The following is a 24,762-nucleotide window of genomic DNA, read 5'->3' as shown; positions in this document are numbered from 1 at the left end:
TGTCCGTGAGGATCGGGGATTATGCGCGTACCACCTCTAGTACCCCGCCTGCGGCCGTTCACCTCGACCATCTTCGCCGAGATGACCGCGCTCGCGGTGCGCACCGAAGCGATCAACCTCGGCCAGGGTTTCCCGGACACCGACGGCCCGGACGGCATGCTGGAAGCGGCGAAGAACGCGCTGTTCGGCGGCGCCAACCAGTACCCGCCGGGCCCTGGACGGCCGGAGCTGCGGCGGGCGGTCGCCAGGCACCGGGAGCGCTACGGCCTGTCCTACGATCCGGACACCGAGACGCTCGTCACGGCGGGCGCCACGGAGGCCATCACGGCGGCGTTGATCGCGCTGACCGAGCCGGGCGACGAGGTCATCGTCATCGAGCCGTACTACGACTCGTACGCGGCGGCGGTCGCGATGGCCGGCGCGACGCGCCGCGTGATCTCCCTCGTCGAGGGTGCGAACGGGCGGTTCGTGCTGGACGCGGACGCGCTGCGGGCCGCGGTCACCCCGAGCACACGGGCGATTCTGGTGAACTCGCCGCACAATCCCACGGGCACGGTGTTCACGCGCGAGGAGCTGTCGGTGATCGCGGAGGTCTGCGTGCGCAACGACCTCATCGCGATCACGGACGAGGTGTACGAGCATCTGGTGTTCGACGAGGCCGAGCACCTGCCGCTGGCCGGGTTTCCCGGAATGCGCACGCGCACGGTGTCGATCTCGAGCGCGGGCAAGACGTTCAACTGCACGGGCTGGAAGATCGGCTGGGTGTGCGCGACGCCGGACCTGGTGGGCGCGGTGAAGGCGGCGAAGCAGTTCATGACGTTCGTCTCGGGCGGACCGCTGCAGCCCGCGGTCGCGCACGCGCTGGACCACGAGTTGCCGTGGGCCGGGCGGCTGCGGGAGTCATTGCAGGCCAAACGGGACCGGCTCTCGAAGGGACTGGCGGAGGCCGGATTCGCCGTGCGGCCCAGCTCCGGCACGTATTTCGTGTGCGCGGACGTGCGGCCGCTGGGTTTCACCGACGCCGCGGAGCTGGCCTGGCAGCTGCCCGAGCGGATCGGGGTCGCCGCGGTGCCGGTGAACGTTTTCACCGACCATCCGGACGACTGGAAACATTTACTCCGTTTCGCGTTCTGCAAACGCGACGAGGTGCTCGACGAGGCCGTCAACCGCCTGCACAAGCTCGGCTAGGCGTGGTCGTAGCCCTGCGCCTCCAGCGCGCGGCGCAGGCGGTCCAACGTGCGGCGGCGCAGCGGGCCGATCGTGCCCGGTGCGACGCCGATCCGCTGCGCGAGCTGGGTGTGCGTCAGTTCCGGCTGGGTCGCCAGCAGGCGGATCAACGTGCGGTCCCGCTCCGGGAGCGTGCCGACGGCCCGCCACAGCACCCGGTCGCGTTCGCTGCTGAGCACCGCGTGCTCGGGCGAGGGAAGCGGGCCCACCGCGTCGTGCCCGTCGGACGGGATTTCGCGGCGGGCCGCCGAGATCGTGCGCAATGCCTGTCTGCGTGCGGTCGTCGCCAGCCAGCCGGGAAGCTTGGCCGGGTCGCGCAGGGCGCTGGACCGTTGCGCGAGGGTGAGCCAGGTGTTCTGGCAGATATCGTGCGCGTCGGCGTCTCCCAGCCGGTACGAGCGGGCGATGTGCAGCACCAGCGCGGACAATCCGCGCACGAGCGACCGCCACGCCGCCTGATCGCCGCCCAGCGCGCGGGTCAGCAGCTCTCCGATGTCGGTCTCGGTCACTATCCGCTCCCCTAACCTCCCCGCCGGGCACTGTGCGGAACTGAGACGGGACACGGTGCGAGCGGGATCCGGGAAACCGCAGGTCATCGCTGGATCGGGTAGTTCTCGGCCGAAACGGCGCATGTTTCGTGTCGCAAGATGCCATACCCAGAGTGATCAACTTATGCTTGGATGCACGCAAGCCGGTAACTCTTTTCGGCCGTCCGGGGTGGATCCCAAGCTTTCGAGGTGAAACACTCGCCAGCAATGCTAGAAAGGGGCCGGCTCCGCGTGCGGGATGACCAGCCCAAATGAAATTTCAAACAAGATCGAGTCATGGCATGTGACGCGTAGGCCCGATTGGCGGTGGTGGCGGTGAGGAACGCGGATTCCGCGCACCGGACCATGCCGCTGTGGGCCAAGCTCATGCTCACCGCCGGATTCGCGGTCGCGGGCTGGTTGCTCGCGGCGGCACTGGGCGCATCGACCGCCTCCGCCGACGAGCCGTCGGGGCACGACACCACCACCGCTCCCCAGCCGGGCCCGGCGCGGGGGCTCGGGCAACTGGTCGGCGGCACGCTCAACACGGTGCCCGGCACGGTCGACACCGTGCTCGGCACGACGCTGAGCACGGTCCAGACCGTGACCGGCGTCGTCACGGCCACTACCCAAACGGTGGTGACGCCGGTGGTCGAAACGGTCGTGCGGCCCGCCACCGATGCCGTGGCCGCCGTGACCGCGCCTGCCACCAAGCAGAAGACGGTCACCACCGAGACGCGCGCGGACGTGACGCGGGCTCCGGTCGTCGTGCACGAGACGGGCAAGCCCGCCGTCGCCGCGCCGGCCCAGGCCGCACCGGCGCCGTCGACGCCGATCGCGCACCGTGAGGCCGCCGTGCCGAAGCCGTCGCATGCCCGGCGCGCGCCCGCGGTCCCGCCGGTCAGCGCGATCACGAACCCGGTGCGGATCCGCGACGAGGCTCCCGTGCCCGCACCCGTCCAGCCGCAGGGCCAGACGTGCGGCGTCACCGTGTCCCACGACAACGGCGGCAACTCCAAGAACCAGCCGGCGATCCTCACCACGCGTGCGGCGTCGGCCGACCTGCTGCTCGCAGGCACACCGCGCCGCGCCACTTTCCTAGACAGCGGCCGGGATCCGGCGCTGCCCACGACCTCTCCCGACTGACCCCACCTCGCGACACAGGCGATCCGCGTCCAAAACAAGATCAACTTCGCGGCCACAGCGAGTTTTTCGGGGTTTCTTTCATGTGCGTACACAGTCTTCCCGGCCGGCTAACCGCGCCTAGCCGGATCGGGTCCTGGTCCCGGCGCCGCGTTGCCCCCGCGGCGCCGGGACCGACACCAGGCACGCGTCGCTCGCTCCTACTCACCGCGCCGAGCAGGGGTATCACCAAGACGCGTGCCTAGCCGCAGAGACCACGGCATGTCGAGGGGCGATGCCGATCGGTCCGCGCGGCACCCCCGCCCAGGTCGTCAGGGCGGGGTATCGGCAGCCGGTGTGCTGGACCTCCAGCACACCGGCTGCTTCATGTCACGGGCAGTTCACCAGGGCAGTCGCGCACCGACGCCGCGGCCACACTCAGCCGGCGCACGGCCTCGGTCAGCCGGTGCGGCGAATGCGCGAACGGCAACCGGATCCACCGCTCCAGCCCGCCGTTGACGCCGAATCTCGAACCGGGCGCGGCCTGCACGCCGTGACTGGCCGCCGCGACGGCGAGTCGCGTGCTCATCGGCTCGGGAAGCTTGCACCACAAGGACAATCCACCCTCCGGCACCCGGAAAGTCCACTCTGGACAGTAGGTGCGCACGGCGTCGATCAGCGCGTCCCGCTGCACACGGATTTCCTCCCGCCGTCCCCGCGCGGGTTGTGTGAGCAGTTCGGCGAACACGAGCTGTTCGAACACCGGCGAGCCGAGGTCCAGTCCGAACCGGGCCGACGACAGCCGCGCGAGAATGTCCTCCGACGCCCGGATCCAGCCGATCCGCAACCCGCCCCAATGCGATTTCGACGATGTGCCAACGAGAATCGCGCTGCCGAGCGGGCTTGGTGCAACCTCGTTTCCGAGATCGAGTTCGGCGAGCGTCTCGTCGATCACGACGGAAGTCCTGGCACGCGCGAACATCCGGCCGAGGCGCTCGCGGCCCGCCTCGTCCATCCGCCAGCCGGTGGGGTTCTGGAAGTCGACGATCAGGTAGGCCAGCCGCGGGCCGGCCTGGCGCAGCACCGCCTCGATTCCCTCGAAATCCCAGCCCTCGTCGGTCATCGCGACCGGCACCGGGATCGCGTGCGCCGCACGCACCGCCTCCAGCGAGTTCGGATACGTCGGCTGCTCGACGAGCACGCGATCGCCGGGGCCGGTCAGCATGCGCAGCGCCAGCACGAAACCGTGATGCGCGCCGTTGGTGATCATCACCTGCGCCGGTGTCGTCGGCAGGCCGCGCTCGGTGTAGCGGGCGGCGACGCGTTCCCGCAGCAACGGCAGGCCCTGTCCGGTGTAGCCGGTCCGGCCGAGTTCGTCGGCGAGCAGATGGCGCGCGGCATCCACCGCGGCGGCCATTCCCGGTACGGCGGGCGGTGTCGCCCGGCTCATGTCGATCGTGTCCTCGCGCTCGGGCAGAGCGGGATCGATGATGTCCCCGCCCGGCGCGGTGATCCACGAGCCCGCTCCCCGCCTGCTCGCGACCAGACCGCCTTCGCGCAACCGGTCGAGCGCGGCGCCGATGAGCGTCCGGCTCACCCCGAGCGCGTCCGCCAGCTCACGTTCGGCGGGCAACTGCGTGCCGACGGGCAGGTGCCCGTCCAGCACCTGCAGTTCGACCGCTGCCGCGAGATCGGCGGCGCCCTGCCGTGTGCCACGGCGCCACGCACCCAGGAGTGCGGCCAATCTGATGCCGCTGATGCGACCGCCGACGGGGTTCATAAGGCCAATAATGACAGATTGGCCCTGTTCATCCGGGCCAATCCCGCGCATTCTCGACGTGTGGCAGCAATAGATCTCCGTCCCGTCGCCGTCTCCGTCAGCCCCGCACGCCGCCTGCCCCAGCTGTTGCTCGGGCTGGTGCTCTACGGCGCGAGCATGGCGATGATGACCAGGGCGGGGCTGGGCCTGAACCCGTGGGACGTGCTGCACGAGGGGCTGTCGAACCGGACCGGGCTCACCTTCGGCACGATCGTGGCGATCGCGTCGGTCTGCGTACTGCTGGTCTGGATCCCGCTGCGCCAGCGGCTGGGCCTGGGCACCGTGGCCAACATCGTCGTCATCTCGATCACGGTCGATCTCGTACGCGCGATCCTGCCGGATCAGCACGTACTGGCCTGGCAGATCACGCTCATGCTCGGCGGCGTCGTGTCGAACGGGCTGGCGACCGCGGCCTATGTCGGCGCGCGGCTGGGTCCCGGTCCGCGCGACGGCCTGATGACCGGCCTTGCCGGCCGCACCGGCCGTTCGGTGCGCCTGGTACGCACGGCGATCGAGGTGGTCGTGCTCGGCGCGGGCTGGCTGCTCGGCGGCACCGTCGGCATCGGAACCGTGCTCTACGCGCTGGCGATCGGCCCGCTCGCGCAGTTCTTCCTGCCGCTGGTCGCCTGGCGCGAGCGCGACCGTTAAGCGGAAAGCGCCTGCCGCAGCCTCGGCGCGTCGACGTCGAAGCGGGCCAGTACATCGGCGGCGGGACCCCGCAGCACCGCCAGCGCCAGCAGGATGTGCTGGGAGCCGAGCTCCCGGCCGCCCAGTTTGATCACCTCCTTCAGGCAGATCTCGAGCGTCTTCTTCGACTCGTCCGCGAACGGGACGTGCCGACGCTTCACCCGCACCGCCTGCGCGCTGGTGAACGGATCCGGCCCGTGCACCTGCTCGAGCCGTTCGACGATCCGGTCGACGTCGATCCCGAACTCGCCGAGTGCCGTCGCGTCCGCCTCGCTGATCCCGCCACGTCTGCGCACACGTTCGGCCTCCGCGGCGACCTCGGCCACGGGGACGCCGAGCCGCGTGAGCAGCCTGCCCGCCTCGCTGTCCGGCCGCCGCAGCAACGCCTGCAGCACGTGGATGGGCGTGATCTCCGGCGCGTGCCGCTCCACCGCTTCACGCTGGGCGGCGATCACGATCTCCCGCGCGTCACCGGTGAACTTCTCGAACATCAGTTCCTCCCGTACTTCTTGTGGACCGCCTGCCGGCTGATCCCGAGCTCGGCGGCGATCTCCTGCCACGACCAGCCGTGCACGCGGGCGCTGCGCACCTGGACGGCTTCGAGTTGCTCCAGCAGCCTGCGCAGCGCGGCGACGGCCCGCAGCCCCACGCGGGGATCGCGGTCGCCGGCCAGAGCGGCCAGATCGGTTGCCTCAGTCATGCTGTCAACCTAAGTTGACAACGCCATCGTGTCAACCGCAGTTGACAAGTAAGGTCAGCGAAGTGCCCACGATCCAGATCGCCGAACAGGCGGGCGTCGGCAGCAACGGTGATCCGCGCCCGACCGAGGACCACGTACTGACCCTCGACGACGCCGTGCTGCTGCTGGACGGCGCGACCGCACCGAGCCCGGAGCAGCCTCCCGGCGGCTGGTACGCGGGCCTACTGGGCAAACAGCTCGCCGACGAGCTCGGCGCGCGCCCGGACGACGACCTGGGCGCCGTGCTCGCCCGTGCCATCGCCGAGGTCGCGAAGACGCACGATCTGCGTCCCGGTTCGTCGCCGTCGAGCACCGTCGCGATGCTGCGCTGGAACGCCGAGCGGGTGGACGCGCTCGTACTCGCCGACAGTCCCATCGTCGCTTTTGGACGGTCGGGCCACGAGGTGCTCGCCGACGGGCGGATCGCGGCGCTGCGCGCGGCAGGCAAGCTCTACACCGGCGCCGACGTGCGGGCCAGGCGCAACGCCGCCGACGGGTTCTGGGTCGCCGAGGCCGATCCGGCCGCGGCGGGCGAGGCGCTGCGGCGGTCGTGGCCGCGCGACGAGATCGAAACCGTCCTGCTCGCGAGCGACGGGGTGGCCGTGGCCGTGGACGACTACGGACTGTTCGACTGGCACGACGTCCGCGCACTGGCCCGTGCGCAGGGTCTGCACGCGGTGCTGGAGGCGGTGCGCGTCGCCGAGCGCGGCGACCCACACGGCGCCAGGTGGCCGCGCGCCAAGCGGCACGACGATCAGGCGCTGGTGCTGGTCGAGTTCGCCAACTAGGGGGAAGATCAGGGACTTGTCCGGATCTGCCCGGCGCCCGGCCACGAAAAGCTTGGCGTCATGGGGATCTCGACCGAACCAGGGGACAGAACCAGGCTCTGGGTGAGCATCGCGACGGCGGCGCTCGCCTGGGCCGCGTTCACGATGACGGTTCTGCATCTGATCAGCTCGCACGACCCGCTCACCGACACGCTGTCCAGCTACGCGTTCACCGACCGCGGCACCGGAATGCTGGGCGCGAGCATCCTCGCGACGGCGATCGGCTCGCTGGCGACCCTGGCGGCGCTTAGCGCGGCGGGCATCGCGGTCAGCGGGACGAGCAGGGCACTGTTCGGGACGTGGTCGCTCGGTCTCGGCGCGGCGGCCCTGTTCCCGGCCAGCTACCCGGAGCATCCGAACCCGGTCAGCGGCGAGATCCACCAGTACTCCTGCGTCATCGCGTTTCTGAGCCTGCCCGCACTCGGTTTTTCGTTGCTGGACACGCTTCCCAGCGGCCGCCGTGCGGTGCGCGGGATCTCGGCCGGCGCGACGCTGATGTTACTGCTGTTCGGGATCGGCTATGCGTTGCCGTGGCTGCTGCCGGTCGGCTTCGTCCAGCGGCTCGCGTTGATCGTGGACGTCGCGCTGATCTGTTCGCTCATCGTGATCGCGCGCCGGAACACATCGGCAGGACCAGGCGGAATAGGCGTCTCGCGGCCGAGTGCGAGTCCTGACCTTGACCCTTCCTTCCCCTCAGCCGGTCCCCTATAGTGAAATACTAGTTTCGTTCTTAAATGGTCGTCCGCATACCGATTGGCAAGGAGCGGTATGACTGAGGGTGTTATCGCGCGTCCTGAACGGGACAATCCACTCGCCGCACTGATCCGCATGCCACTGCTGAGAGCCACCGTCCGGCGCGTGCTCATGGCGGTTCCCTTGCTGTTCGTCATCTCCGTCCTGAGCTTCGTGCTCGTGTCCCTGACCCCGGGCGACACCGCACAGGCGATTCTGGGAACGCAGGCGACGCAGGAGCAGTACGAGGCGCTGCGCAGCTCGCTCGGCCTGGACCTGCCGTTGTACGAGCAGTACTGGCGATGGTTGTCGCACGCGGTCACCGGCGATCTGGGTTCATCGCTGTTCTCCGGTGAGACGGTGACGAACGCGATCCTCACCAGGCTGCCCGTGACGCTGTCGCTGATGTTCGGCGCTTTGCTGGTCTCGCTGGTCGCCGGGGTGGCGCTGGGCGTGTTCTCCGCCGTCCGGGGTGGCGTGCTGGGCCGGCTCGTGGACGGGATCGCGCTCGTCGGTTTCGCGCTGCCCGGCTTCTGGGTGGGCGCGATGCTGATCGTGGTCTTCGCCGTCGCGTTGCGCTGGCTGCCGCCCACCGGCTATGTGGACTTCGCCGAATCGCCCCAGGACTGGCTGCGATCGCTGGTGCTGCCCGTATTCGCGCTCGCCTTGAGCGGGATCGCCGCGCTGGCCAAACAGACCCGCGAATCGATGCTCGACGTGCTCAACAGCGAGTACATCAGAATGGCCCGCGCGAACGGCGTCAAATACCGCTCCATAGTCTTCGTGAACGCGTTGAAGAACGCCTCGGTCCGGGTGGTCACGATCCTCGGCCTGCAGGCCGTCGCCCTGCTGGGCGGCACGGTGGTCGTGGAGAACGTCTTCGCGCTGCCCGGTCTGGGCTCGCTGGCCGTGAACAGCACGGCACAACACGATCTGCCGGTGATCCAGGGCATCGTCGTCTACTTCACCATTCTCGTGGTCGTGATCAACCTCCTCGTCGACCTCGCCTACACGTGGCTGAACCCCAAGGTGCGTACCTCATGACCGTCACCACTGTCGCCGACTCGGGTAGCAGCGCGCCCACGATCGCGTCATCGCCGCGGTTCTGGCGCAGGCTGCTGCGCCGCAAGCTCGCGGTGGGATGCCTGGCATTCCTCGCGGTGATCATCGGCATCGCGATCGTCGCGCCGATCGTCATGCCGGACGTCTCCGGCCAGTTCGCGGGCGACCTGCTCGGCGCCCGGCAGGGACCGTCGAGCGCGCACTGGCTCGGCACCGACTCGCTCGGCCGCGACGTGCTCGAACGGCTGCTGGTCGGCACCCGCATCACGATGGTCGGGGTGGCCGAGGCACTCGTCGCGGTCCTGCTGCTCGGGGTTCCGATCGGCCTTGTCGCGGGATACCTCGGCGGCAAGGCGGACCGCGTGGTCAGCTGGCTGGCCGACCTGACGTTCTCGATGCCGTCCATCATCATCATTCTCGTCGTGCTGTCGGTGTTTCCGCAGAACATGGCGGCCGCGATGGTCACACTGGGGGTGATCGCCGCGCCGGGGCTGATGCGCATCGTCCGGTCGGCGACGCTGCCGGTGCGCGAAGAGCTCTACGTGGCCGCGGCCCAGGTCTCCGGGCTGTCCCGGCGCTACATCATCTTCCGGCACGTGCTGCCCAGGATCGCGGGCCCGATCATCGTGCAGTCCTCGCTGCTCGCGGCCGTCGCGCTGCTCGTGCAGAGCGGGCTGGCGTTCCTGTCGCTCGTCGTTCCCGCGCCCGAGCCGTCCTGGGGCGGGATGGTGGCCGACGGCGTACAGACGATCGTGCTGCAGCCGTGGCTGATCTGGCCGCCCGGGATCGTCATCGCGCTGACCATCCTCGCCTTCGGGCTGCTCGGCGACGTCGTCCGGGACGCCACCGCCGAGGGCTGGTCCACCACGGTGACGCGCCGCAAGAAGCGCCGGGTCGCCACCCGGCAGGCGGTCTCGTCCGACGACAAAGCGCTGCTGTCGATCGAGAATCTCTCCGTCGTGTTCGACACCCGGTCGGGCCCGGTGCCCATCCTCGACGACGTCAACCTGACGGTGCGCCCCGGAGAGACCGTCGGACTGGTCGGGGAATCCGGCTGTGGCAAGACGATCACGGCCATGGCCGTACTCGGCCTGCTGCCCGGCACCGGGCGGATCGCCGCCGGCCGGATCCGGTTCAACGGCCAGGACCTCTCCGCCTTGTCGGACAAGGAACTGGAACGCGTGCGTGGCAGCCAGATCGGGCTGATCTCGCAGGAACCGATGATCAGCCTCAACCCCGTGTTCCGGGTGGGCTGGCAGCTCACCCAGGCCGTCCGCACGCACCATCCGGAACTGAGCCGACGACAGGCGAAGCGACGCGCCGTCGAACTGCTCCGCCTGGTGCATCTGCCGGACCCCGAGCGGGTCGCCCGGCGCTACCCGCACGAGCTGTCCGGCGGTATGGCGCAGCGGATCGCCATCGCCCGAGCGCTCGCCGGAAATCCGAAGCTGCTCATCGCCGACGAGCCGACCACCGCGCTCGACGTGACCGTGCAGGCCGAAATCCTCGACCTGTTGCGAGAGCTGCAGCGGACCGAGGACATGGCCATCCTGCTCGTCACACACGACTGGGGGGTGGCCGCCGACCTCTGTGACCGGGCCGTCGTCATGTACGCCGGGCAGGTCGTCGAGCAAGCGGGCATTTCACCGATCGTCTACGAGCCGCGGCACCCGTACACGGAAGCGCTGCTCGCCGCGAACCCGCACGCCCACGAGATGGACGGCGACGACAAGACGCTGCCCGCGATCCTCGGCATGGTGCCGAAACCGGGGGAATGGCCGGTGGGATGTCACTTCCGTCCCCGGTGCGGCTACGCGATCCCCGAATGTGCCGAGTCGGCCATTCCGCTCGCGATTCCGGCCGCGGGCCACGAAACCCGGTGCATTCACAAGGATTTCCTCGAACGCTGACCGCGGTACCGGTGGAGGGCCGCGATTTCGCGGCCCTCTGCTTTTCGCGCGATAAATCGGCTCCTGTTCGCCGGATCGGCGCGGTGAAACGATGCCCCGCGTGAAAGTCCTGCTCCTGACCACCGGCAGCCGCGGCGACATCCAGCCGTTCATCGCGCTCGCGTGTGCGTTGAACACCGACGGCCACCAGGTCACGCTCCGCGCACCCACCTCGGCGACCCCGCTCGCCGAGTCGTACGGCGTGCGCGTGGCGCCGTTCGGGGACGACTGGAGCGAGATACTGGCCGATCCGGATACGCGGGCGGCGTTCGAGACCGGCGGCCGTGGTTTCCGCGGGCGGGCGCTGGACACGCGATCCGCTCCGCGCCTCTACCGGGAGATCCGCCGCGCCTACTCGAAAATGGCCTGGGACGCGGACGAGAGCCTGGACTTCGATCTTGTCGTGCACCAGGCTTTCGTGCCAGGGCACCGGATCGCCGGCGAGATGGGCGTGCCCGCCGTGCCGGTGTGCCTGCAGCCCATGTGGGTGCCGACGCGGTCTTTTCCCAACCCCAGCACGACTTTTCCGGTTCCCAGGGAGCTCAACCGGGCCTCGTATCTGGCAACCGAACTGCGGGTCCGCACGCTCAGCGGCCGGTGGCGGGACCCGGACTCACTCGTGCTGCAAGCCTTCAGCAGACACCTGCTGCCGGGTTCGGCCGATTACCCCGAATCCGTGCACACCACGGGTTTCTGGTTCGTACCGGAGTCGGCGCCGCCCGCGGATCTGCGGAAGTTCGTCGCCGCGGGCGAACCGCCGGTCTGCGTCACGCTCGGCAGCTCCGCCGAACAGCCCGGCGTGCGGCAGGTTGTCGCGGACGCGGTCCGCCTGACCGGGCTCCGCACGGTCGTGGTCGACGGCTCGACCGGCACGGATTCAGCCGGGCGCGTGCTTCACGTCGGCCATGCGCCGTTCGATTGGCTGCTTCCTCGCGTCGCCGCGGTGGTGCATCACGGTGGCAGCGGCACGACCGGCGCCGCCCTCGCCGCGGGCAGACCACAGATCGTCCGCCCGTCGCTGACCGAGCAGAACTTCTTCGCGCAACGTGTGCACGCGCTCGGCGTCGCTCCGGCGCCGAGGCCGCTCGGGCAACTGAGCGCGGGTGAACTCGCCCGAGCCGTCGTCGAGACCGTCAACGACCGCGAAATGGCTGCTCGTGCGGGTGAGTGGCGAGGACTGATCCGCGCCGAGGGTGGCGTGGCGGAGGCAGTGCGGGCGTTGGAGTCCGTTCACTGCGCCTTCCGCCGCGCGTAGTGGGCTCGCGCCTTGGCGCGGTTGCCGCACCGGGACATCGAGCACCACTGGCGGTTGTGTTCGGGTGAGGTGTCCACGAAGCGGAGGCCGCAGTGGTCCCACGCGCAGATACGTACCTCGGCGCCCGAAGCGACCAGCTCGATCGCGTCGATCGCCAGTGTGGCCATGGCTGTCGCGACGGTGTTCGCGGTTTGCCGGGTCGGCCTGCCGTGTGCCAGACGCAGCTGCGGGACCGGGGCGGCCTGCGCGGTTGTGTTGAGCAGCCGGACGTCGTGAGCGCTCCGGCCGCCGCGCGCCAGCCGGTCGATCGCTTCGCGAAGCTCGTGTGCGGCGGCCAGCTGGTCCCTCGTCGCGCGGCTGCGGTGCTCCACCAGCTTCATCAGCGTCAGCCACTCGATCAACGCCGCCGGATCGACCAGCAGCTCGCGGCCGCCGAGATGCCGGTCCCGCATCGTGTTCACGAGATCGACGCTGGGGCGGCCGCCGTCGAAGATCCAGTCCACGGCCTTGATTCTAACCGGCGAAGGTGGTTAGAAGGAGGCATGGAATCCTCGATGGCGACGGTGAACGGGATCCGGATGCACTACCGCCGCGCGGGCGACGGGCCGCCGCTGGTGTTGCTGCACGGATGGCCGCAGACTTCCTACTGCTGGCACCGGATCTGGGACGACCTCGCCGCCGACCACACGGTGATCGCGCCGGATCTGCGTGGGTACGGCCGCACGGACAAGGCACGCAGCGGTTACGACAAGCGCACGATGGCCACCGACGTCTCGGAACTGGTGCACCAACTGGGCTTCGGGCGGGTCGGCGTGATCGGGCACGACCGGGGCGCACGGGTCGCGCACCGGTGGGCGCTGGACCGGCCGGAGGAGATCGAACGCCTCGCCGTTCTCGACATCATCCCGACCCGGGAGATGTGGCGCCGCCTCGATGCCGGTGTCGCCCGCGGCTACTGGCACTGGCTGTTCCACCTGCAACCCGATCTGCCGGAACTCCTTGCGGGACAGAACATTCCCGCGTACCTGAACTACTTCTTCGAGCGTTGGACCTACCAGCGCCTGTCACCCGAATCGATCGACGAGTACGTCCGCGCGTTCTCCGCACCCGGTGCGCTGCGGGCCGGTTTCGACGACTACCGCGCGGCCTTCCCCACCGACGCCGAGGACGACGAGGCCGACGCCGGCCGCAAGCTCGCGATGCCGGTGCTGGCCCTGTGGGGTGAGGCCGGCCTGCTCGGCACCCTGCCCACGCTGGAAGTCTGGCGCGACTACGCGGAAGACCTGACCGGCTTCGCGATCGCGGAGTGCGGGCATTTCGTGGCCGAGGAGCGGCCCGCGGTCGTGCTGGAGCACCTGCGGGAGTTTCTCGCGAAGTGAATCCGCGGGCCGGTCGAGGTCAGGATCAACCGTTGCTCTTGGACACGATGCGAAACACCGGGTATCCGGGCGCGATCTCGCGGAACTTCTCCTCCGGAGCCTTGGCGTTGACGCCGTCGAAGAACATGCTGACCTCGAACCACCAGCGCTTCAGGTAGGAGCGCAGCAGCGGGGGCTTCTCCTCGTCGGAAAGCTCGACGTAGGTGAACGTCTCCACCCGGCGGCCGACCCGCAGCTGTCCCTCGCCGGCGGCCCGCAGGTTGCGCACCCACTGGGTGTCGCCGCGCGCCGCGACGAGGTAGCGCTCGCCTTCGAACGGCAGCAGGTTCACCGGGACGGAGCGCGGCTCACCGCTCTTGCGGCCGCGAACGATGAGCACCCGGCTGCCGAGCACGCTCAGCCCGTGCCTGGTCAGCCAGGCCACCGCGTTGTTGAAGGCCGCGTCGTTCTTCTTGGGCTCGATGTACCTGGTCATGTGATCGCCTCCACTGTTTCGAGAGCACCGCTCTCTGTTGAGATCAGTGAACACCTCCCCGCATTCGCGTGTCAAGAGCAGTGCTCTCGAATTTGTCCCCTGCTCTCGGAAGTGGCAGACTGATCGCCATGACCGCGAGCCGAACAGCAAGGGACCGCGCCAGGGCGGAGCTGACGCAGGAGATCAAGGGCGCCGCACGCAGGCAGCTCGCCGAGGTCGGCGCGCACGGGCTTTCACTGCGCGCGGTGTCGCGGGAGCTGGGCATGGTCTCGTCCGCCCTGTACCGCTACTTCTCCAGCCGCGACCACCTGCTGACGGCACTGATCATCGACGCCTACAACGCGATCGGCGAGGCCGCCGAGTCGGCCGACCGGCCGGACGAGGATCCGCTCTCCCGCTGGCGCTCGGTGTGGGCAGGCACGCGAGCGTGGGCGAAGGAGCATCCGCACGAGTACGCGTTGATCTACGGTTCGCCCGTGCCCGGATACCAGGCGCCGCAGGACACCACCGGCCCGGCGGCACGCGTCCCGCTGGCGTTGATCCACATCGTCGAATCCGCGACGCTGCGGCCCGCCTTCCCCGGCCCACCGGTGCCCGGCGAGCTGCGGGCGCAGGCCGAGGGGGTCGCCGAGCAGCTGCAGAGTTCGCTGAGCGCCGATGAACTGGCCCGTGCGCTGGTGGCCTGGACGCAACTGTTCGGCGCGATCAGCTTCGAGTTGTTCGGCCAGTACGTCGGAAGCGCGGACCCGGCCGACGCGTTCTTCTCCTACACGACGCTGCAGATGGCGGAGTTCGTCGGTCTCAGTCCAGGTGCGTGGTGAACCAGGTCGCGGCCATCTCGGCCACCGATTCGAGTGCGCCGGGTTCCTCGAACAGATGCGTCGCGCCGGGCACGATCTTGACCTCGTTCGGTGCCGGCGAGCGCCGCGCGGCCTCCTCGTTCAGCCGCCGCACGTCCGGATCCTGACCGCCGACGATCAGCAACGTCGGTGCGGTCACCCGAGAAAGCGCTTCCCCAGCCAGGTCGGGCCGCCCGCCGCGGGACACGACGGCTCGGATGTCGGGCCGGGAGGCCGCCGCCCGGAGCGCCGCGGCGGCACCCGTGCTCGCACCGAACAGGCCCACCGGCAGCCCGGCGGTCGGTTCCTCGCCTCGTACCAGGTCCACGACCTGCAGCAACCGCGCGGTCAGCAGCTCGATGTCGAAGCGGCGGTCGTCCTCGTCCGGTGACAGGAGATCGAACAGCACGGTCGCGAGCCGGTAGTCCTGCAGGGTGCGTGCCACCGCGACATTGCGCGGGCTCTTGCGCGAACTTCCCGAACCATGGGCGAAAACCACGACACCGGCCGCGTCGGCGGGCACGGTCAGATCGCCCGCGCCACCGGCGAGCGTGAGCGGAACAGTCACGACTTACTCCCCAACAGCTCGACGACCTCGTCATCGGTGGTCTGGTCGAAGTTGCCGTACCACTGCCCCACCGCGCGGAACTCGTCCGGCATCAGCAGGCAGACAACTTCGTCCACATCGGACTTCAGGTTCATCGCCGCCTCGGGCGCGCACACCGGCGCGGCGAAGGCGAGCGAGCGCGGCTTCGCCTCGCGCACGGCGTGCGCGGCGGCGCGTGCGGTCACCCCCGTCGCGAGGCCGTCATCGATCAGCAGCACGTCCCGGTCGGCACGTGGCTGCGGCGAACGGCCGCCGAGATAGACCGCCTCACGGCGGCGGGCCTCCGCGCGCTCGGTCTCACACGCCTCCGCCAGATCGTCGGGCCGGAGGCCCAGCGCGGCCAACGTCCGTTCGTCGTAAGTCGCCTCGCCTCTGGCGGTGATGGCGCCGACACCGAACTCCGGATGGCCCGGCGCACCGATCTTCCGCGCGACCGCCACGTCCAGCGGCGCCCCGAGCACCTCGGCCACCGCGTGCGCCACGACGACGCCACCGCGCGCGAGGCCGAGCACGAGCGGATCGTGCCACTCGCGCTCCCGGAGCTGCTCGCCGAGATGCAAGCCCGCCACCCGGCGGTCCGGATACGCTCGAATCCGACTCATACCGGCCGGTTACCCCGGCGGCACGCGCGTCAACCCGGTTCGCCGCGGCGCTTGCGATGCAGCACCCAGGCGAAGTCGATCACGGATCCGACCGCGACCACGGCGAGCAGCACCGTCGCCCACCACATGTGAACAGCGCCGAACAGCACGGCCGCCCCGATGCACAGCACCACCGCCAGCGCGGCCAGCACAAGCCGCAGTGTGAGGGCGCTGTAGGTCGGGGCGGCGCCGCCGTAGCCCGCGGTCGGATCGTGGTAGTTGGGCAGGCCCCGCTCGTACTCCTCGCGCGTGCGCGGCCGCTCACGCGGGAACTTCATACGAGCGGGGTAACCCCGGCTCAGCCCAGGTAAACCGACTTCAGCTGCTGGTAGTTGGCCAATCCCTCCGGGCCGAGTTCGCGCCCGATGCCGCTGGCCTTGACGCCACCGAACGGCGCGGTCGGGTCCGGCAGGTACGTGTTGACGCCGATCGTCCCCGTCTGCACCCGCTTCGCGACCGCGAGTCCACGCTCCGGGTCGTTCGTCCAGACCGTGCCGCCGAGGCCGTAGTCCGAGTCGTTCGCGATGCGCACGGCTTCCTCTTCGTCGGCGTACGGGATCACCGACAACACCGGACCGAAGATCTCCTCCTGTGCGATCGTGTGGTTGTTGTCCACGTCGGCGAAGACGGTCGGCTCCACGAAGTATCCGCGGTCGCGATCGGCCGGACGCCCGCCGCCGATCGTGACGCGCGCGCCCTCGCCGCGGCCCTTGGCGATGTAGCCCTCGACACGTTCCCGCTGGCGGGCGCTGGCCATCGGGCCGATCTGCGTCGCCGGGTCGAGCGCGTCGCCGACCTTCAGCGCACCCGCGAAACCGGTGAACAGGTCCACGATCTCGCTGTAGCGGGCACGCGGCGCGAGCACGCGGGTGCCGAGGAAGCAGGTCTGGCCGTTGTTGAGCAGCGTCGCGGTGAACAGCTGCTCGGCGATCTTCTCCAGCTCGAGTTTCGCGTCGTCCAGCACGATCGCGGCCGACTTGCCGCCCAGTTCGAGCGTGACCGGCCGCAGCAGCCGGCCACAGGTCTCGCCGATCGACCGGCCGGCCGCGGTCGAGCCGGTGAAGCTGATCTTGTCGATGCCGGGATGCTCGACGAGGTAGGCGCCGAGCTCGCGGCCGCCGGGCACGATGTTGACCACGCCGGCCGGAATTCCGGCCTCCGCCACGGCTTCGGCGAACAGGAAGCTGTCGAGCACGGTCTCCGGCGACGGCTTGATCACCAGCGGGCAACCGGCCGCGAGCGCCGGAGCGTACTTGAACGCCGCCAGGGTCTGCGGGAAGTTCCACGGCACGATCGCACCGACCACGCCCACGGCTTCCTTGCGCACCAGGGTCTTCCCGCCGAACAGCCCGGGGCGTGTTTCCTCGGACGCGCCGTCCCGGATCAGTCCCGCGTAGTAGCGCAGCAGCACCACGGGGAACGCGCCTTCGAGCTGGCCGGCGACCGCGACCGGCATGCCGTTCTGCGAGCTGACCCGCTGCACGACTTCGTCGGCGCGCCGTTCGAGGATGCCGGCGAGCCGTTCCATCGCGGCCGCACGGTCGGCGGGCGGAGTCTGCGCCCAGACGGGGAAAGCGCGCCGGCCCGCGGCGACCGCGGCGTCGACATCGGCCTCCTGCGCCTCGGGCACGGACCCGATGGGTTCCTCGGTGCTGGCGGAGCGGACGTCGATTCGCTTGGCGGAAGAGGGGGCGACCCATGCGCCGCCGATAAACAGCTTGTCGTAGTTCATGAAGCGATCATCGGCGCCACGGGAGCGGTGCCGATGTTCAACTTCTGGACACGGGCGTCACGATGCCGAACGCGCGAATCGCGTTGTACAACGTGGTCCGGCTGATACCGAGGCGTTTGGCGGCGTCCTTCTTGTTGCCGCGCGTCGCGCGCAAGGCTTCCATGATCGCGTCTCGCTCGGCCTGTTCCATCGGCGTGAGCACGCGCGCCCGCGCCCGGTCCTGATACGCCTCCGGCAGGTCGCGCACGCCGACGTCACCGACACCGCGCGTCCGGACCACTTGCCGCACAACGGAAAACAGCTCGCGGAGGTTTCCGGGCCAATGCTGGCCGGACAAGGCTTCCAACGCACCGGGCGTGAACCGTAGTTCCTTCGCCGCGCCGAGTTCGACGAGCACCGAGCGCACCACTGCGGGAATTTCGTCGCGGCGGTTGCGTAACGGCACCAGTTCCACGCGCTCCGGGCAGTGCGCGACCAGCCCCGCGTGCTCACCGCGCAGTTCGTCGACAGGTGCGCTGGTCAGCACCACCCTCGCCCGCGCGGCCGGAATCGCGGCGGCGACCCGTCGTGCGGCCGCCTCGGGCAGCAGCTGCACCGCCTCGATCACCACGACACTCTCGACGGTCATCGCGGTGTCCAAACGCGACATCCAGTCGTCGGAGTACTCACACGCGTCGAAAACGCAGGCCTCACCGACCAGTGCCCGCGCCGTCCGCGTACGTCCCGAGCCGGGCTCGCCGTGTATCAGCGTCGGCGCGTCCACCCGTTTCCGCGGCGCGGGGGCCTGCCGGGCGGGCTGCTCGAAGGTGAACACCGCACCGTCGGCGATGCGTTCGAACGAGACCAGCACTTCCTGGCCGGTGCTCAGCTCCAGCCGCCGCGCGCGGCCCGCTGCTTCCACCGCCATGCCACGCAACACCGCGTGATCGGCCGAGTCGAGGAGTTCGACGGCGGAGACGTTGGCCAGCAACAGATCCTCGCCCAGTGCCACGACCGGCCGGGACCGGTCGCGCGTCACGGCGATCTGGAATCCGGCGAGAATGCGCTGCTCGGCCTCGCGTGCACCGGCCAGCAGCCTGCTCTCGATCTGCCGTGCCGCGCGCAGCAGAAACGGCGCCAGCAAAGGATTTTCGTCCTCCGCGAGACAGGTGATGTCGAGTACGCCTTCGAGCCTGCGAGTGGCCGGATGGACGATCGGATGGCCGTAGCAGCTGAACTTCTTCAACGATTCGATGAAGTGCTCTTCGCCGTGCACCGCGATGCCGGTGCGGATCTCGAACGTCGTCGCGATCGAGTTGGTGCCGGTCGTCTCCTCCGAGAACACCCGCCCCTGGACCGCGCCGACCTTCTCCATGCGCGGCCGCAGTGAGCGCTCGCCGAACCGGAGATCGACCAGTTTCGCGCTGCGATCGGCCAGGATCACGGAGAAACCGGTGCCGTCGAGTTCGCGTGCCATCTCGTCCAGCATCGGTGCCGCCGCGATCGCCAGCCGGCTACGCCGGTCGACCTCTTCGACGCTGAAGTTGTCGACCGGCGCACCCGGATCGAGGCCGCACAGGGCGGCACGCTTCCAGGACAGGGCGATCACCGGCCGCGGGGGCGTGTCCAGGACACTCAACGGCGGACCTCCTCGTCCGACGACAGAGTCTACATAGAGCGTGCGTGCGGTCAAATAATTGTAGTCAGAACGAGATAACCCCACGTAGGTTGCGTCCCTGACGCATGTCGTCGTAGCCGGTGTTGATGTCGTCCAGCTTGTACGTACGGGTCGCCAGCTCGTCGAGCTTGAGGTTCCCGCTGCAGTACAGGCCCAGCAGGCGCGGGATGTCGAGCCGGGGGTTGGCGGTGCCGAACAGCGAGCCGACCACCCGCTTCTCCATCAGCACGAGGTCGAGCGCGCTCATCTCGACCTGGGTCTCGGTGGCGTTGTGCAGGTTGGTCACCACGACGGTGCCGCGCTTGGCGGTCATCGCGAGGCTCGCGCCGATCTGCCGGCCGGTGCCGACGCCCATCGTGTTGACCACGACGTTCGCGCCGCGGCCGCGGGTCAGTTCCCGCACCAGTTCCAGGGCTTCCTCACTGGTGGCTACCGCGTGCGTGGCGCCGAACTCGATCGACTTCTCGCGCTTGAACTCCTCGGGGTCGACCGCGACCAGGTGCTCGGCGCCGGCCAGCGCGGCGCCTTGAACGGCGTTGATGCCGATGCCGCCGGTGCCGACCACGACGACGGTGTCACCGGCCTTGACCCCGCCCGCGTTGACCGCCGAACCCCAGCCGGTGACGACGCCGCAGCCCAGCAGGCACGCCTTGTCGAGCGGTATGTCGTCGTCGATCTTGATGCAGTTGGCCTCGCTGACCACGGTGTGCCGGGCGAACGTGCCGAGCAGGCACATCAGGCCGAGGTCCTTGCCGCGCGCGTGGTGTCGGGCGGTGTGGTCGGAGATCTGGGTGCCCTCGCCGAGATACTGGCCCAGCTCGCACAGGTTCTGCATCCCGGCCGAGCAGGAGGCGCAGCGGCCACACGCCGGGATGAAACCGAAGATGATCCGGTCGCCCGCCTTGAGCCACTCCACGCCCGGCCCGGTCTCCACGACCGTGCCCGCGCCCTCATGGCCGCCGATCATCGGCAGCGGCCAGGGCAGGTCTCCGGTGAGCACGTGCTCGTCGGAGTGGCACAGGCCGCTGCCGCCCAGCTCGACCAGCACCTCACCGGCCTTGGGCGGGTCGAGCTCGATCTGCTCGACACTCCACGGTCCGCCACGTTCCCACAGGATCGCCGCTGTCGTCTCCATTGACTCCTCCGTCTTCCAGGGCTGTCCCGGGAATGATCGGCCGAGTGGAGCAGCGGCGTGTGTTCAAGTTCTGGACACGCGCTTGCGGAGCTGCCCGTCCGGATGCTCCGCGAAGCCGTGGCCGCACAGCCAGGACGTGACGTGCGCCCGGTCGGGATGGGCGTCGCGCACGGTGTTGTAGATGTAGTTCAGTCCCTCGCGCGCGGCCTCGCGTTCGAGGCGGTCGAGCACGAACTCGCCGATCCCCCGCCCGCGGTAGGACGGCGCGACGGCCACGAGGATCTCCGCGTCGCCCCACACGCTGTCGAGGCGGCCGTAGCCGACCACCTCGTCGCCGTCGGTGGCCTTCCACCATTCGTCCGCGAGCACCTGATCATCGGTGGCCTTCAGCCCGAACACGTCCGGCGGATGCTCCCCGAACACCGCACGCTTGGCCGCGTCCCAACGCGGCGTTTCTTCTTTGGTCCAGCTCAACGCCATTGCCGCCGCACCTCCTGCCCCTAGCATCGCGCCGAGCGCGGCATCTCGCCAGGCGCGGCCGAGCGATGGGTGAGGTGCGGTCAGCCCAGGCCGTCAAGGACGTGAAGGACCTTCGCGGCCATCTTGGCGGGATCGCCGTCGCCGGGCCGCAACACCAACTCGGGCGAGACGGGTCGCTGGTAGGCCTGGTCGACGCCGGTGAAGCCGCTAATCTCCCCGGCCCGCGCCCTGGCGTAGAACCCCTTCGGGTCGCGCGCCTCGCACGTCGCCAGCGGGGTGTCGACGAAGACTTCCACGAACGGGAGCCCACCGTCGTGGTGCGCGGCGCGAACACGTGCGCGATCCGCCCGGTACGGGCTGATCAGCGACACGATCACGACAAGTCCGGCATCGGCGAAGAGCTTCGCCACCTCGCCCACCCGCCGCACGTTCTCCGCACGGTCCGCCTCGCCGAAGCCGAGATCGGCGTTGAGGCCGTGGCGCAAGTTGTCCCCGTCCAGCAGGTACGCGGGCCGCCCGGCGGACACGAGAAGGCGCTCCAACTCGACACCGACGCTGGATTTACCGGAACCCGACAGCCCGGTCAGCCACACCGTGGCCCCCTGCGACGGCCGTTGTTCACGCGAAACCGCGTTGGTGTGCCACACGATCCGCGACGCCGGCGAGCTCGGCCCGAGGATCATGCCCGCGGCGACGGTGTTGTTGGTCGCCTGATCGATCAGGATGAAGCTGCCCGTCGTCCGGTTCCGCCGGTAGGGGTCGAACAGCAGCGGGCGGCGCGTCTTCAGGCGCAGCCTGCCGATCTCGTTCAGCGCGAGGCCGGTCGCGTTCTCGTCGCGGTGCAGTGTGTTGACGTCCAGCCGGTAGTCGAGTCCCCGGATTTCCGCCGCGGTCGTATGCGTCGTGTGCCGGATGGTGTAGATCGCTCCCGGCCGCAGCGTGGACTGCTCCGCGAACCAACAGACCATCGCGTCGAGGTCGGCGCCGACCAGCGGCCGGTTTCCCGGACGGCAGAACAGGTCGCCGCGACCGATGTCCAGCTGGTCCTCCAGCTCGACGGTGACCGCGGTCGAGGCCGGAGCTTCGGCGGTTTCGGCGCCGCCCGGTCCCCACAATGCCCTCACCCTGGTGCGGAAACCCGACGGCAGCACGACGAGCTCGTCGCCGGCCGCGAACACTCCACTCGCGACAGTGCCGGCGTAGCCGCGGAAATCCTTCTCGTGCTGCCGGATGACGTACTGCACCGGGAACCGGGCGTCGATGAGGTTCCGGTCGGAGGCCAGGTGCATCTCTTCGAGGTGGTGCAGCAGCGGCAGGCCCTCGTACCAGCCCATACTCGCCGACCGGTGCACGATGTTGTCGCCGTGCAACGCCGAGATCGGTACGAACACCACGTCGTGCACGTCCAGTTTCATCGCGAACCGGCGGAACTCGTCGCAGATCTCCTCGAACCGCGTCTGCGACCAGCCGACGAGGTCCATTTTGTTCACGCACAACACCAGGTGCGGAATCCCGAGCAGGGCCGCGAGGAACGCGTGCCGCCGCGACTGCTCGAGCAGTCCTTTTCTGGCGTCGACGAGGATCAGCGCCACGTCGGCGGTGGAGGCGCCGGTGACCATGTTGCGGGTGTACTGGATGTGCCCCGGTGTGTCGGCGATGATGAACTTCCGGCGTGGGGTGGCGAAGTACCGGTGTGCGACGTCGATCGTGATGCCCTGCTCGCGTTCGGCGCGCAGGCCGTCGGTCAGCAGCGCGAGGTTGGGATAGGACTCCCCGCGCTGTCTGCTCGCCCGTTCCACCGCGGCGAGCTGGTCTTCGAACAGGGTCTTGGAGTCGAACAGCAACCGCCCGATGAGCGTCGACTTGCCGTCGTCGACGCTGCCTGCCGTGGCCAGCCGTACCAGCTGAGGCATCAGAAGTAACCTTCCTTCTTGCGATCTTCCATGCCCGCTTCGGAAATCCGGTCGTCGGCCCGCGTCGCCCCGCGTTCGGTCAGCCGGGTCGCCGCGACTTCGGCGACCACTTCGCACGCGGTCGCCGCGAACGACTCCACGCATCCGGTGCACGTCGCGTCGCCGACAGTCCGGAAACGCACCGTGGCTTCGTAGCTCTCCTCGCCGTCCAGCGCGGTCAGGTACCGGGTGTCCGCGAGCAACATGCCGTCGCGCTGCACCACCCGCCGCCGGTGCGCGAAGTACAACGACGGAAGGTCGATCTCCTCGGCCACGATATAGGACCAGATGTCGAGTTCGGTCCAGTTGGACAACGGGAAGACCCGGATGTGCTCGCCGCGGCGGTGCAGGCCGTTGTACAGGTTCCACAGCTCCGGCCGCTGGTTGCGCGGATCCCACTGACCGAACTCGTCGCGGAAGCTGAACACGCGTTCCTTGGCGCGCGCCTTTTCCTCGTCCCGCCGCGCCCCGCCGAACACGGCGTCGAAGCCGCCTTCCCGGATCGCGCGCAACAGACTCGTCGTCTGCAGCCGGTTACGCGAAGCCCGTGGCCCGGTCTCTTCCACGACGCGGCCGGCGTCGATGTCGTCCTGGACGCGCGCGACGAGCAGCCGCACACCGAGCTGTTCCACGACCCGATCCCGGAAGGCGATGACCTCGTCGAAGTTGTGCCCGGTGTCCACATGCAACACCGGAAACGGCACGGGCGCGGGCCAGAACGCCTTGGCGGCCACGTGCAGCATCACGACGGAGTCCTTGCCGCCGGAGAACAGCAGCACCGGATGCTCCAAGGTGGCCGCGACCTCTCGGAAGATGTGCACGGACTCGGCTTCGAGACTTTGTAGGTAGGACGGCTCGCAAGTAGTCATCACAGTGACCGTAAGCCGCGGAAAAGCTCGTGAGAGCAGGGTTTTCTTCAGGCAATGCGCGCCGGCCGGGAGAAACAAGGCCCTCTCTGTCTCACGCCGGGAGTCAATACGGTGAATACATGACCTTCTCGTGGCCGCTGATCGTCGCCGGGCTGCTCGTCGGTTTTTCCGTCGGGCTGACGGGTATGGGCGGCGGCGCGCTCATGACCCCGATCATGGTGATGCTCTTCGGCGTCGATCCGACCGCGGCCGTCGGAAGCGACCTCGCCGCGTCGGTCGCGATGAAGCCGGTCGGCGCCGCGGTCCATCAGCGCGCGAAGACGGTGCGCTGGGACATCGTGCGCTGGTTGCTGCCGACCGCGGTGCCCGCCGGTTTCGCCGGGGCGTTCATCCTGCCGTTGCTGGGCCACGGCGACGCGCTCCAGGAACGGCTGAAGCTGGCGATCGGAGCCGCGCTGCTGCTGGCGGTCCTCGGCACGCTCGCTCGCGCGCTGTTGAACCGGCGTCCCGCGCTGCCGGGCGAGCGGGTGCCCGTGCGCCCGGTGCCGACGCTGCTGATCGGGCTCGTCGGCGGGTTGATCGTGGGCATGACGTCGGTGGGGTCCGGATCACTCATCATCGTCACGCTGATGCTGACCCACCCCCGGCTACGCGTGAACGAACTGGTCGGAACGGATCTGGTGCAGGCCATCCCCATGGTGGCCGCGGCCGCGGCCGGCCATCTCATCGTCGGCGACACGAAGTTCGGCCTGGTGGCGGGAGTCCTGATCGGCGCGATCCCCGGAATCCTCGGCGGCGCGTTCCTCTCGTCCCGTGCGCCGAGCGGCTTCCTTCGCTGGGCGCTGGCGATCCTGCTGCTCGGATCCGGTCTCGCACTCTGGCATGTGCCTTCGACCGTCATTCTGCTGTGCTGTGGATCGCTCGCGGTGCTCGCCATCGCGGCGGCCGGAATTCGCCGCACGGTGCCGCCGCCGATCGGGGTCAAACAGCCGGCCGCCGACGCCGTGCGGCGGCCGAACTAAAGGCGGGCCCCGCCGGAATCCGGCGGGG

The 24,762-nt window shown here is 69.5% G+C and carries 26 protein-coding genes; 11 read left to right on the top strand and 15 right to left on the bottom strand.

The features are described 5' to 3' along the window. Nucleotides 1–21 precede the first annotated feature (21 nt). The gene (locus HFP15_RS19460) at nt 22–1,188 is read left to right on the top strand and encodes a pyridoxal phosphate-dependent aminotransferase (protein ID WP_168517628.1); all 1,167 of its coding nucleotides are present in this window, start codon (nt 22–24) and stop codon (nt 1,186–1,188) included. On the opposite strand, the gene HFP15_RS19455 is transcribed toward HFP15_RS19460, so the two are convergent. Further along, nucleotides 1,185–1,736, bottom strand: coding sequence for an RNA polymerase sigma factor (locus tag HFP15_RS19455; RefSeq protein WP_168517626.1), 552 nt, complete (start codon nt 1,734–1,736; stop codon nt 1,185–1,187). The genes HFP15_RS19460 and HFP15_RS19455 overlap by 4 nt on opposite strands. Nucleotides 1,737–2,090: 354 nt before the next feature. Here HFP15_RS19455 and HFP15_RS19450 point away from each other — a divergent pair, with 354 nt between their 5' ends. Beyond that, the gene (locus HFP15_RS19450; RefSeq protein WP_168517624.1) at nt 2,091–2,900 is read left to right on the top strand and encodes a hypothetical protein; all 810 of its coding nucleotides are present in this window, start codon (nt 2,091–2,093) and stop codon (nt 2,898–2,900) included. A 361-nt stretch (nt 2,901–3,261) separates the two neighbouring features. Here the strand turns inward: HFP15_RS19450 and yczR are convergent, their stop codons facing one another. Next, entirely contained in the window at nt 3,262–4,656 is a 1,395-nt protein-coding gene (gene yczR, locus HFP15_RS19445; RefSeq protein ID WP_168517622.1) for a MocR-like transcription factor YczR, read from the bottom strand. Between the two features lie 60 nt (nt 4,657–4,716). Between yczR and yczE the strand changes: the two genes are divergently transcribed. Next, nucleotides 4,717–5,343 (top strand): membrane protein YczE, encoded by a 627-nt coding sequence (gene yczE, locus HFP15_RS19440; RefSeq protein ID WP_168517620.1) that lies wholly within the window; start codon nt 4,717–4,719, stop codon nt 5,341–5,343. Here yczE and HFP15_RS19435 read toward each other — a convergent pair. Both HFP15_RS19435 and HFP15_RS19430 read right to left on the bottom strand, forming a co-directional pair. Then, a complete protein-coding gene (locus tag HFP15_RS19435; protein ID WP_168517618.1) occupies nt 5,340–5,873 on the bottom strand; it encodes a Clp protease N-terminal domain-containing protein in 534 nt (177 codons plus the stop codon). The genes yczE and HFP15_RS19435 overlap by 4 nt on opposite strands. Continuing rightward, nucleotides 5,873–6,082, bottom strand: coding sequence for a sigma factor-like helix-turn-helix DNA-binding protein (locus HFP15_RS19430; RefSeq protein ID WP_168517616.1), 210 nt, complete (start codon nt 6,080–6,082; stop codon nt 5,873–5,875). Before HFP15_RS19430 ends, HFP15_RS19435 begins: the two co-directional genes overlap by 1 nt. 62 nt (nt 6,083–6,144) lie before the next feature. On the opposite strand from HFP15_RS19430, the gene HFP15_RS19425 reads away from it, so the two are divergent. The 5 genes from HFP15_RS19425 (at nt 6,145) to HFP15_RS19405 (ending at nt 11,946) form a co-directional block, all read left to right on the top strand. Beyond that, nucleotides 6,145–6,909 carry a hypothetical protein gene (locus HFP15_RS19425; protein WP_168517613.1) on the top strand — a complete coding sequence of 255 codons (765 nt, stop codon included), beginning with the start codon at nt 6,145–6,147 and terminating at the stop codon, nt 6,907–6,909. Between the two features lie 102 nt (nt 6,910–7,011). Next, on the top strand, nt 7,012–7,659 hold the full coding sequence (locus tag HFP15_RS19420) for a DUF998 domain-containing protein (RefSeq protein ID WP_312871651.1): 648 nt from the start codon (nt 7,012–7,014) through the stop codon (nt 7,657–7,659). Between the two features lie 57 nt (nt 7,660–7,716). Then, a complete protein-coding gene (locus HFP15_RS19415) occupies nt 7,717–8,724 on the top strand; it encodes an ABC transporter permease (RefSeq protein WP_246271854.1) in 1,008 nt (335 codons plus the stop codon). After that, on the top strand, nt 8,721–10,652 hold the full coding sequence (locus tag HFP15_RS19410) for a dipeptide/oligopeptide/nickel ABC transporter permease/ATP-binding protein (RefSeq protein ID WP_168517609.1): 1,932 nt from the start codon (nt 8,721–8,723) through the stop codon (nt 10,650–10,652). The genes HFP15_RS19415 and HFP15_RS19410 overlap by 4 nt, the downstream gene beginning before the upstream one ends. Nucleotides 10,653–10,752: 100 nt before the next feature. Continuing rightward, the gene (locus tag HFP15_RS19405) at nt 10,753–11,946 is read left to right on the top strand and encodes a glycosyltransferase (protein ID WP_168517607.1); all 1,194 of its coding nucleotides are present in this window, start codon (nt 10,753–10,755) and stop codon (nt 11,944–11,946) included. Here HFP15_RS19405 and HFP15_RS19400 read toward each other — a convergent pair. Next, nucleotides 11,922–12,449 (bottom strand): CGNR zinc finger domain-containing protein, encoded by a 528-nt coding sequence (locus tag HFP15_RS19400; RefSeq protein ID WP_312871650.1) that lies wholly within the window; start codon nt 12,447–12,449, stop codon nt 11,922–11,924. The genes HFP15_RS19405 and HFP15_RS19400 overlap by 25 nt on opposite strands. Nucleotides 12,450–12,488: 39 nt before the next feature. Here HFP15_RS19400 and HFP15_RS19395 point away from each other — a divergent pair, with 39 nt between their 5' ends. Continuing rightward, nucleotides 12,489–13,325 carry an alpha/beta fold hydrolase gene (locus tag HFP15_RS19395; RefSeq protein ID WP_168517605.1) on the top strand — a complete coding sequence of 279 codons (837 nt, stop codon included), beginning with the start codon at nt 12,489–12,491 and terminating at the stop codon, nt 13,323–13,325. Between the two features lie 25 nt (nt 13,326–13,350). On the opposite strand, the gene HFP15_RS19390 is transcribed toward HFP15_RS19395, so the two are convergent. Further along, the gene (locus tag HFP15_RS19390; protein WP_168517603.1) at nt 13,351–13,800 is read right to left on the bottom strand and encodes a nitroreductase family deazaflavin-dependent oxidoreductase; all 450 of its coding nucleotides are present in this window, start codon (nt 13,798–13,800) and stop codon (nt 13,351–13,353) included. A 128-nt stretch (nt 13,801–13,928) separates the two neighbouring features. Here HFP15_RS19390 and HFP15_RS19385 point away from each other — a divergent pair, with 128 nt between their 5' ends. Beyond that, the gene (locus HFP15_RS19385) at nt 13,929–14,621 is read left to right on the top strand and encodes a TetR/AcrR family transcriptional regulator (protein ID WP_168517601.1); all 693 of its coding nucleotides are present in this window, start codon (nt 13,929–13,931) and stop codon (nt 14,619–14,621) included. Here HFP15_RS19385 and HFP15_RS19380 read toward each other — a convergent pair. The 9 genes from HFP15_RS19380 to cysD all read right to left on the bottom strand — a co-directional run bounded on the left by HFP15_RS19380 (nt 14,602) and on the right by cysD (nt 23,712). Beyond that, nucleotides 14,602–15,207, bottom strand: coding sequence for a dienelactone hydrolase family protein (locus tag HFP15_RS19380; protein WP_168517599.1), 606 nt, complete (start codon nt 15,205–15,207; stop codon nt 14,602–14,604). The two genes, HFP15_RS19385 and HFP15_RS19380, sit on opposite strands and share 20 nt — an antisense overlap. After that, a complete protein-coding gene (locus HFP15_RS19375; protein ID WP_168517597.1) occupies nt 15,204–15,848 on the bottom strand; it encodes a phosphoribosyltransferase in 645 nt (214 codons plus the stop codon). The genes HFP15_RS19380 and HFP15_RS19375 overlap by 4 nt, the downstream gene beginning before the upstream one ends. Nucleotides 15,849–15,877: 29 nt before the next feature. After that, nucleotides 15,878–16,165 carry a hypothetical protein gene (locus HFP15_RS19370; protein ID WP_168517595.1) on the bottom strand — a complete coding sequence of 96 codons (288 nt, stop codon included), beginning with the start codon at nt 16,163–16,165 and terminating at the stop codon, nt 15,878–15,880. 20 nt (nt 16,166–16,185) lie between these two features. Next, nucleotides 16,186–17,619, bottom strand: coding sequence for an aldehyde dehydrogenase (locus HFP15_RS19365; protein ID WP_168517593.1), 1,434 nt, complete (start codon nt 17,617–17,619; stop codon nt 16,186–16,188). Between the two features lie 37 nt (nt 17,620–17,656). Then, nucleotides 17,657–19,237, bottom strand: coding sequence for a sigma-54-dependent Fis family transcriptional regulator (locus tag HFP15_RS19360; protein WP_246271853.1), 1,581 nt, complete (start codon nt 19,235–19,237; stop codon nt 17,657–17,659). 64 nt (nt 19,238–19,301) lie between these two features. After that, nucleotides 19,302–20,411 carry an NDMA-dependent alcohol dehydrogenase gene (locus tag HFP15_RS19355; RefSeq protein WP_168517591.1) on the bottom strand — a complete coding sequence of 370 codons (1,110 nt, stop codon included), beginning with the start codon at nt 20,409–20,411 and terminating at the stop codon, nt 19,302–19,304. Nucleotides 20,412–20,474: 63 nt separating this feature from the next. Beyond that, nucleotides 20,475–20,891: a GNAT family N-acetyltransferase gene (locus tag HFP15_RS19350; RefSeq protein ID WP_168517589.1), complete on the bottom strand. Its 417-nt coding sequence runs from the start codon at nt 20,889–20,891 to the stop codon at nt 20,475–20,477. Between the two features lie 80 nt (nt 20,892–20,971). Then, nucleotides 20,972–22,804, bottom strand: coding sequence for an adenylyl-sulfate kinase (gene cysC, locus HFP15_RS19345; RefSeq protein WP_168517587.1), 1,833 nt, complete (start codon nt 22,802–22,804; stop codon nt 20,972–20,974). Then, nucleotides 22,804–23,712 (bottom strand): sulfate adenylyltransferase subunit CysD, encoded by a 909-nt coding sequence (gene cysD, locus HFP15_RS19340; RefSeq protein WP_168517584.1) that lies wholly within the window; start codon nt 23,710–23,712, stop codon nt 22,804–22,806. Before cysD ends, cysC begins: the two co-directional genes overlap by 1 nt. Nucleotides 23,713–23,831: 119 nt before the next feature. Here cysD and HFP15_RS19335 point away from each other — a divergent pair, with 119 nt between their 5' ends. Continuing rightward, nucleotides 23,832–24,734, top strand: coding sequence for a sulfite exporter TauE/SafE family protein (locus tag HFP15_RS19335; RefSeq protein WP_168517582.1), 903 nt, complete (start codon nt 23,832–23,834; stop codon nt 24,732–24,734). Nucleotides 24,735–24,762 lie beyond the last annotated feature (28 nt).

The organism is Amycolatopsis acididurans (genome assembly GCF_012328925.1).
Taxonomy (GTDB): Bacteria; Actinomycetota; Actinomycetes; order Mycobacteriales; family Pseudonocardiaceae; genus Amycolatopsis_E; species Amycolatopsis_E acididurans.
This window is presented reverse-complemented; position numbering and strand designations above follow the sequence as displayed.

Coding starts and splice junctions, on each gene's coding strand:
- HFP15_RS19460 (WP_168517628.1), top strand. CDS start 22: ATGCGCGTACCACCTCTAGTACCCCGCCTGCGGCCGTTCACCTCGACC.
- yczR (WP_168517622.1), bottom strand. CDS start 4,656: ATGAACCCCGTCGGCGGTCGCATCAGCGGCATCAGATTGGCCGCACTC.
- HFP15_RS19435 (WP_168517618.1), bottom strand. CDS start 5,873: ATGTTCGAGAAGTTCACCGGTGACGCGCGGGAGATCGTGATCGCCGCC.
- HFP15_RS19430 (WP_168517616.1), bottom strand. CDS start 6,082: ATGACTGAGGCAACCGATCTGGCCGCTCTGGCCGGCGACCGCGATCCC.
- HFP15_RS19415 (WP_246271854.1), top strand. CDS start 7,717: ATGACTGAGGGTGTTATCGCGCGTCCTGAACGGGACAATCCACTCGCC.
- HFP15_RS19410 (WP_168517609.1), top strand. CDS start 8,721: ATGACCGTCACCACTGTCGCCGACTCGGGTAGCAGCGCGCCCACGATC.
- HFP15_RS19395 (WP_168517605.1), top strand. CDS start 12,489: ATGGAATCCTCGATGGCGACGGTGAACGGGATCCGGATGCACTACCGC.
- HFP15_RS19390 (WP_168517603.1), bottom strand. CDS start 13,800: ATGACCAGGTACATCGAGCCCAAGAAGAACGACGCGGCCTTCAACAAC.
- HFP15_RS19385 (WP_168517601.1), top strand. CDS start 13,929: ATGACCGCGAGCCGAACAGCAAGGGACCGCGCCAGGGCGGAGCTGACG.
- HFP15_RS19375 (WP_168517597.1), bottom strand. CDS start 15,848: ATGAGTCGGATTCGAGCGTATCCGGACCGCCGGGTGGCGGGCTTGCAT.
- HFP15_RS19370 (WP_168517595.1), bottom strand. CDS start 16,165: ATGAAGTTCCCGCGTGAGCGGCCGCGCACGCGCGAGGAGTACGAGCGG.
- HFP15_RS19365 (WP_168517593.1), bottom strand. CDS start 17,619: ATGAACTACGACAAGCTGTTTATCGGCGGCGCATGGGTCGCCCCCTCT.
- HFP15_RS19355 (WP_168517591.1), bottom strand. CDS start 20,411: ATGGAGACGACAGCGGCGATCCTGTGGGAACGTGGCGGACCGTGGAGT.
- HFP15_RS19350 (WP_168517589.1), bottom strand. CDS start 20,891: ATGGCGTTGAGCTGGACCAAAGAAGAAACGCCGCGTTGGGACGCGGCC.
- cysC (WP_168517587.1), bottom strand. CDS start 22,804: ATGCCTCAGCTGGTACGGCTGGCCACGGCAGGCAGCGTCGACGACGGC.
- cysD (WP_168517584.1), bottom strand. CDS start 23,712: ATGACTACTTGCGAGCCGTCCTACCTACAAAGTCTCGAAGCCGAGTCC.
- HFP15_RS19335 (WP_168517582.1), top strand. CDS start 23,832: ATGACCTTCTCGTGGCCGCTGATCGTCGCCGGGCTGCTCGTCGGTTTT.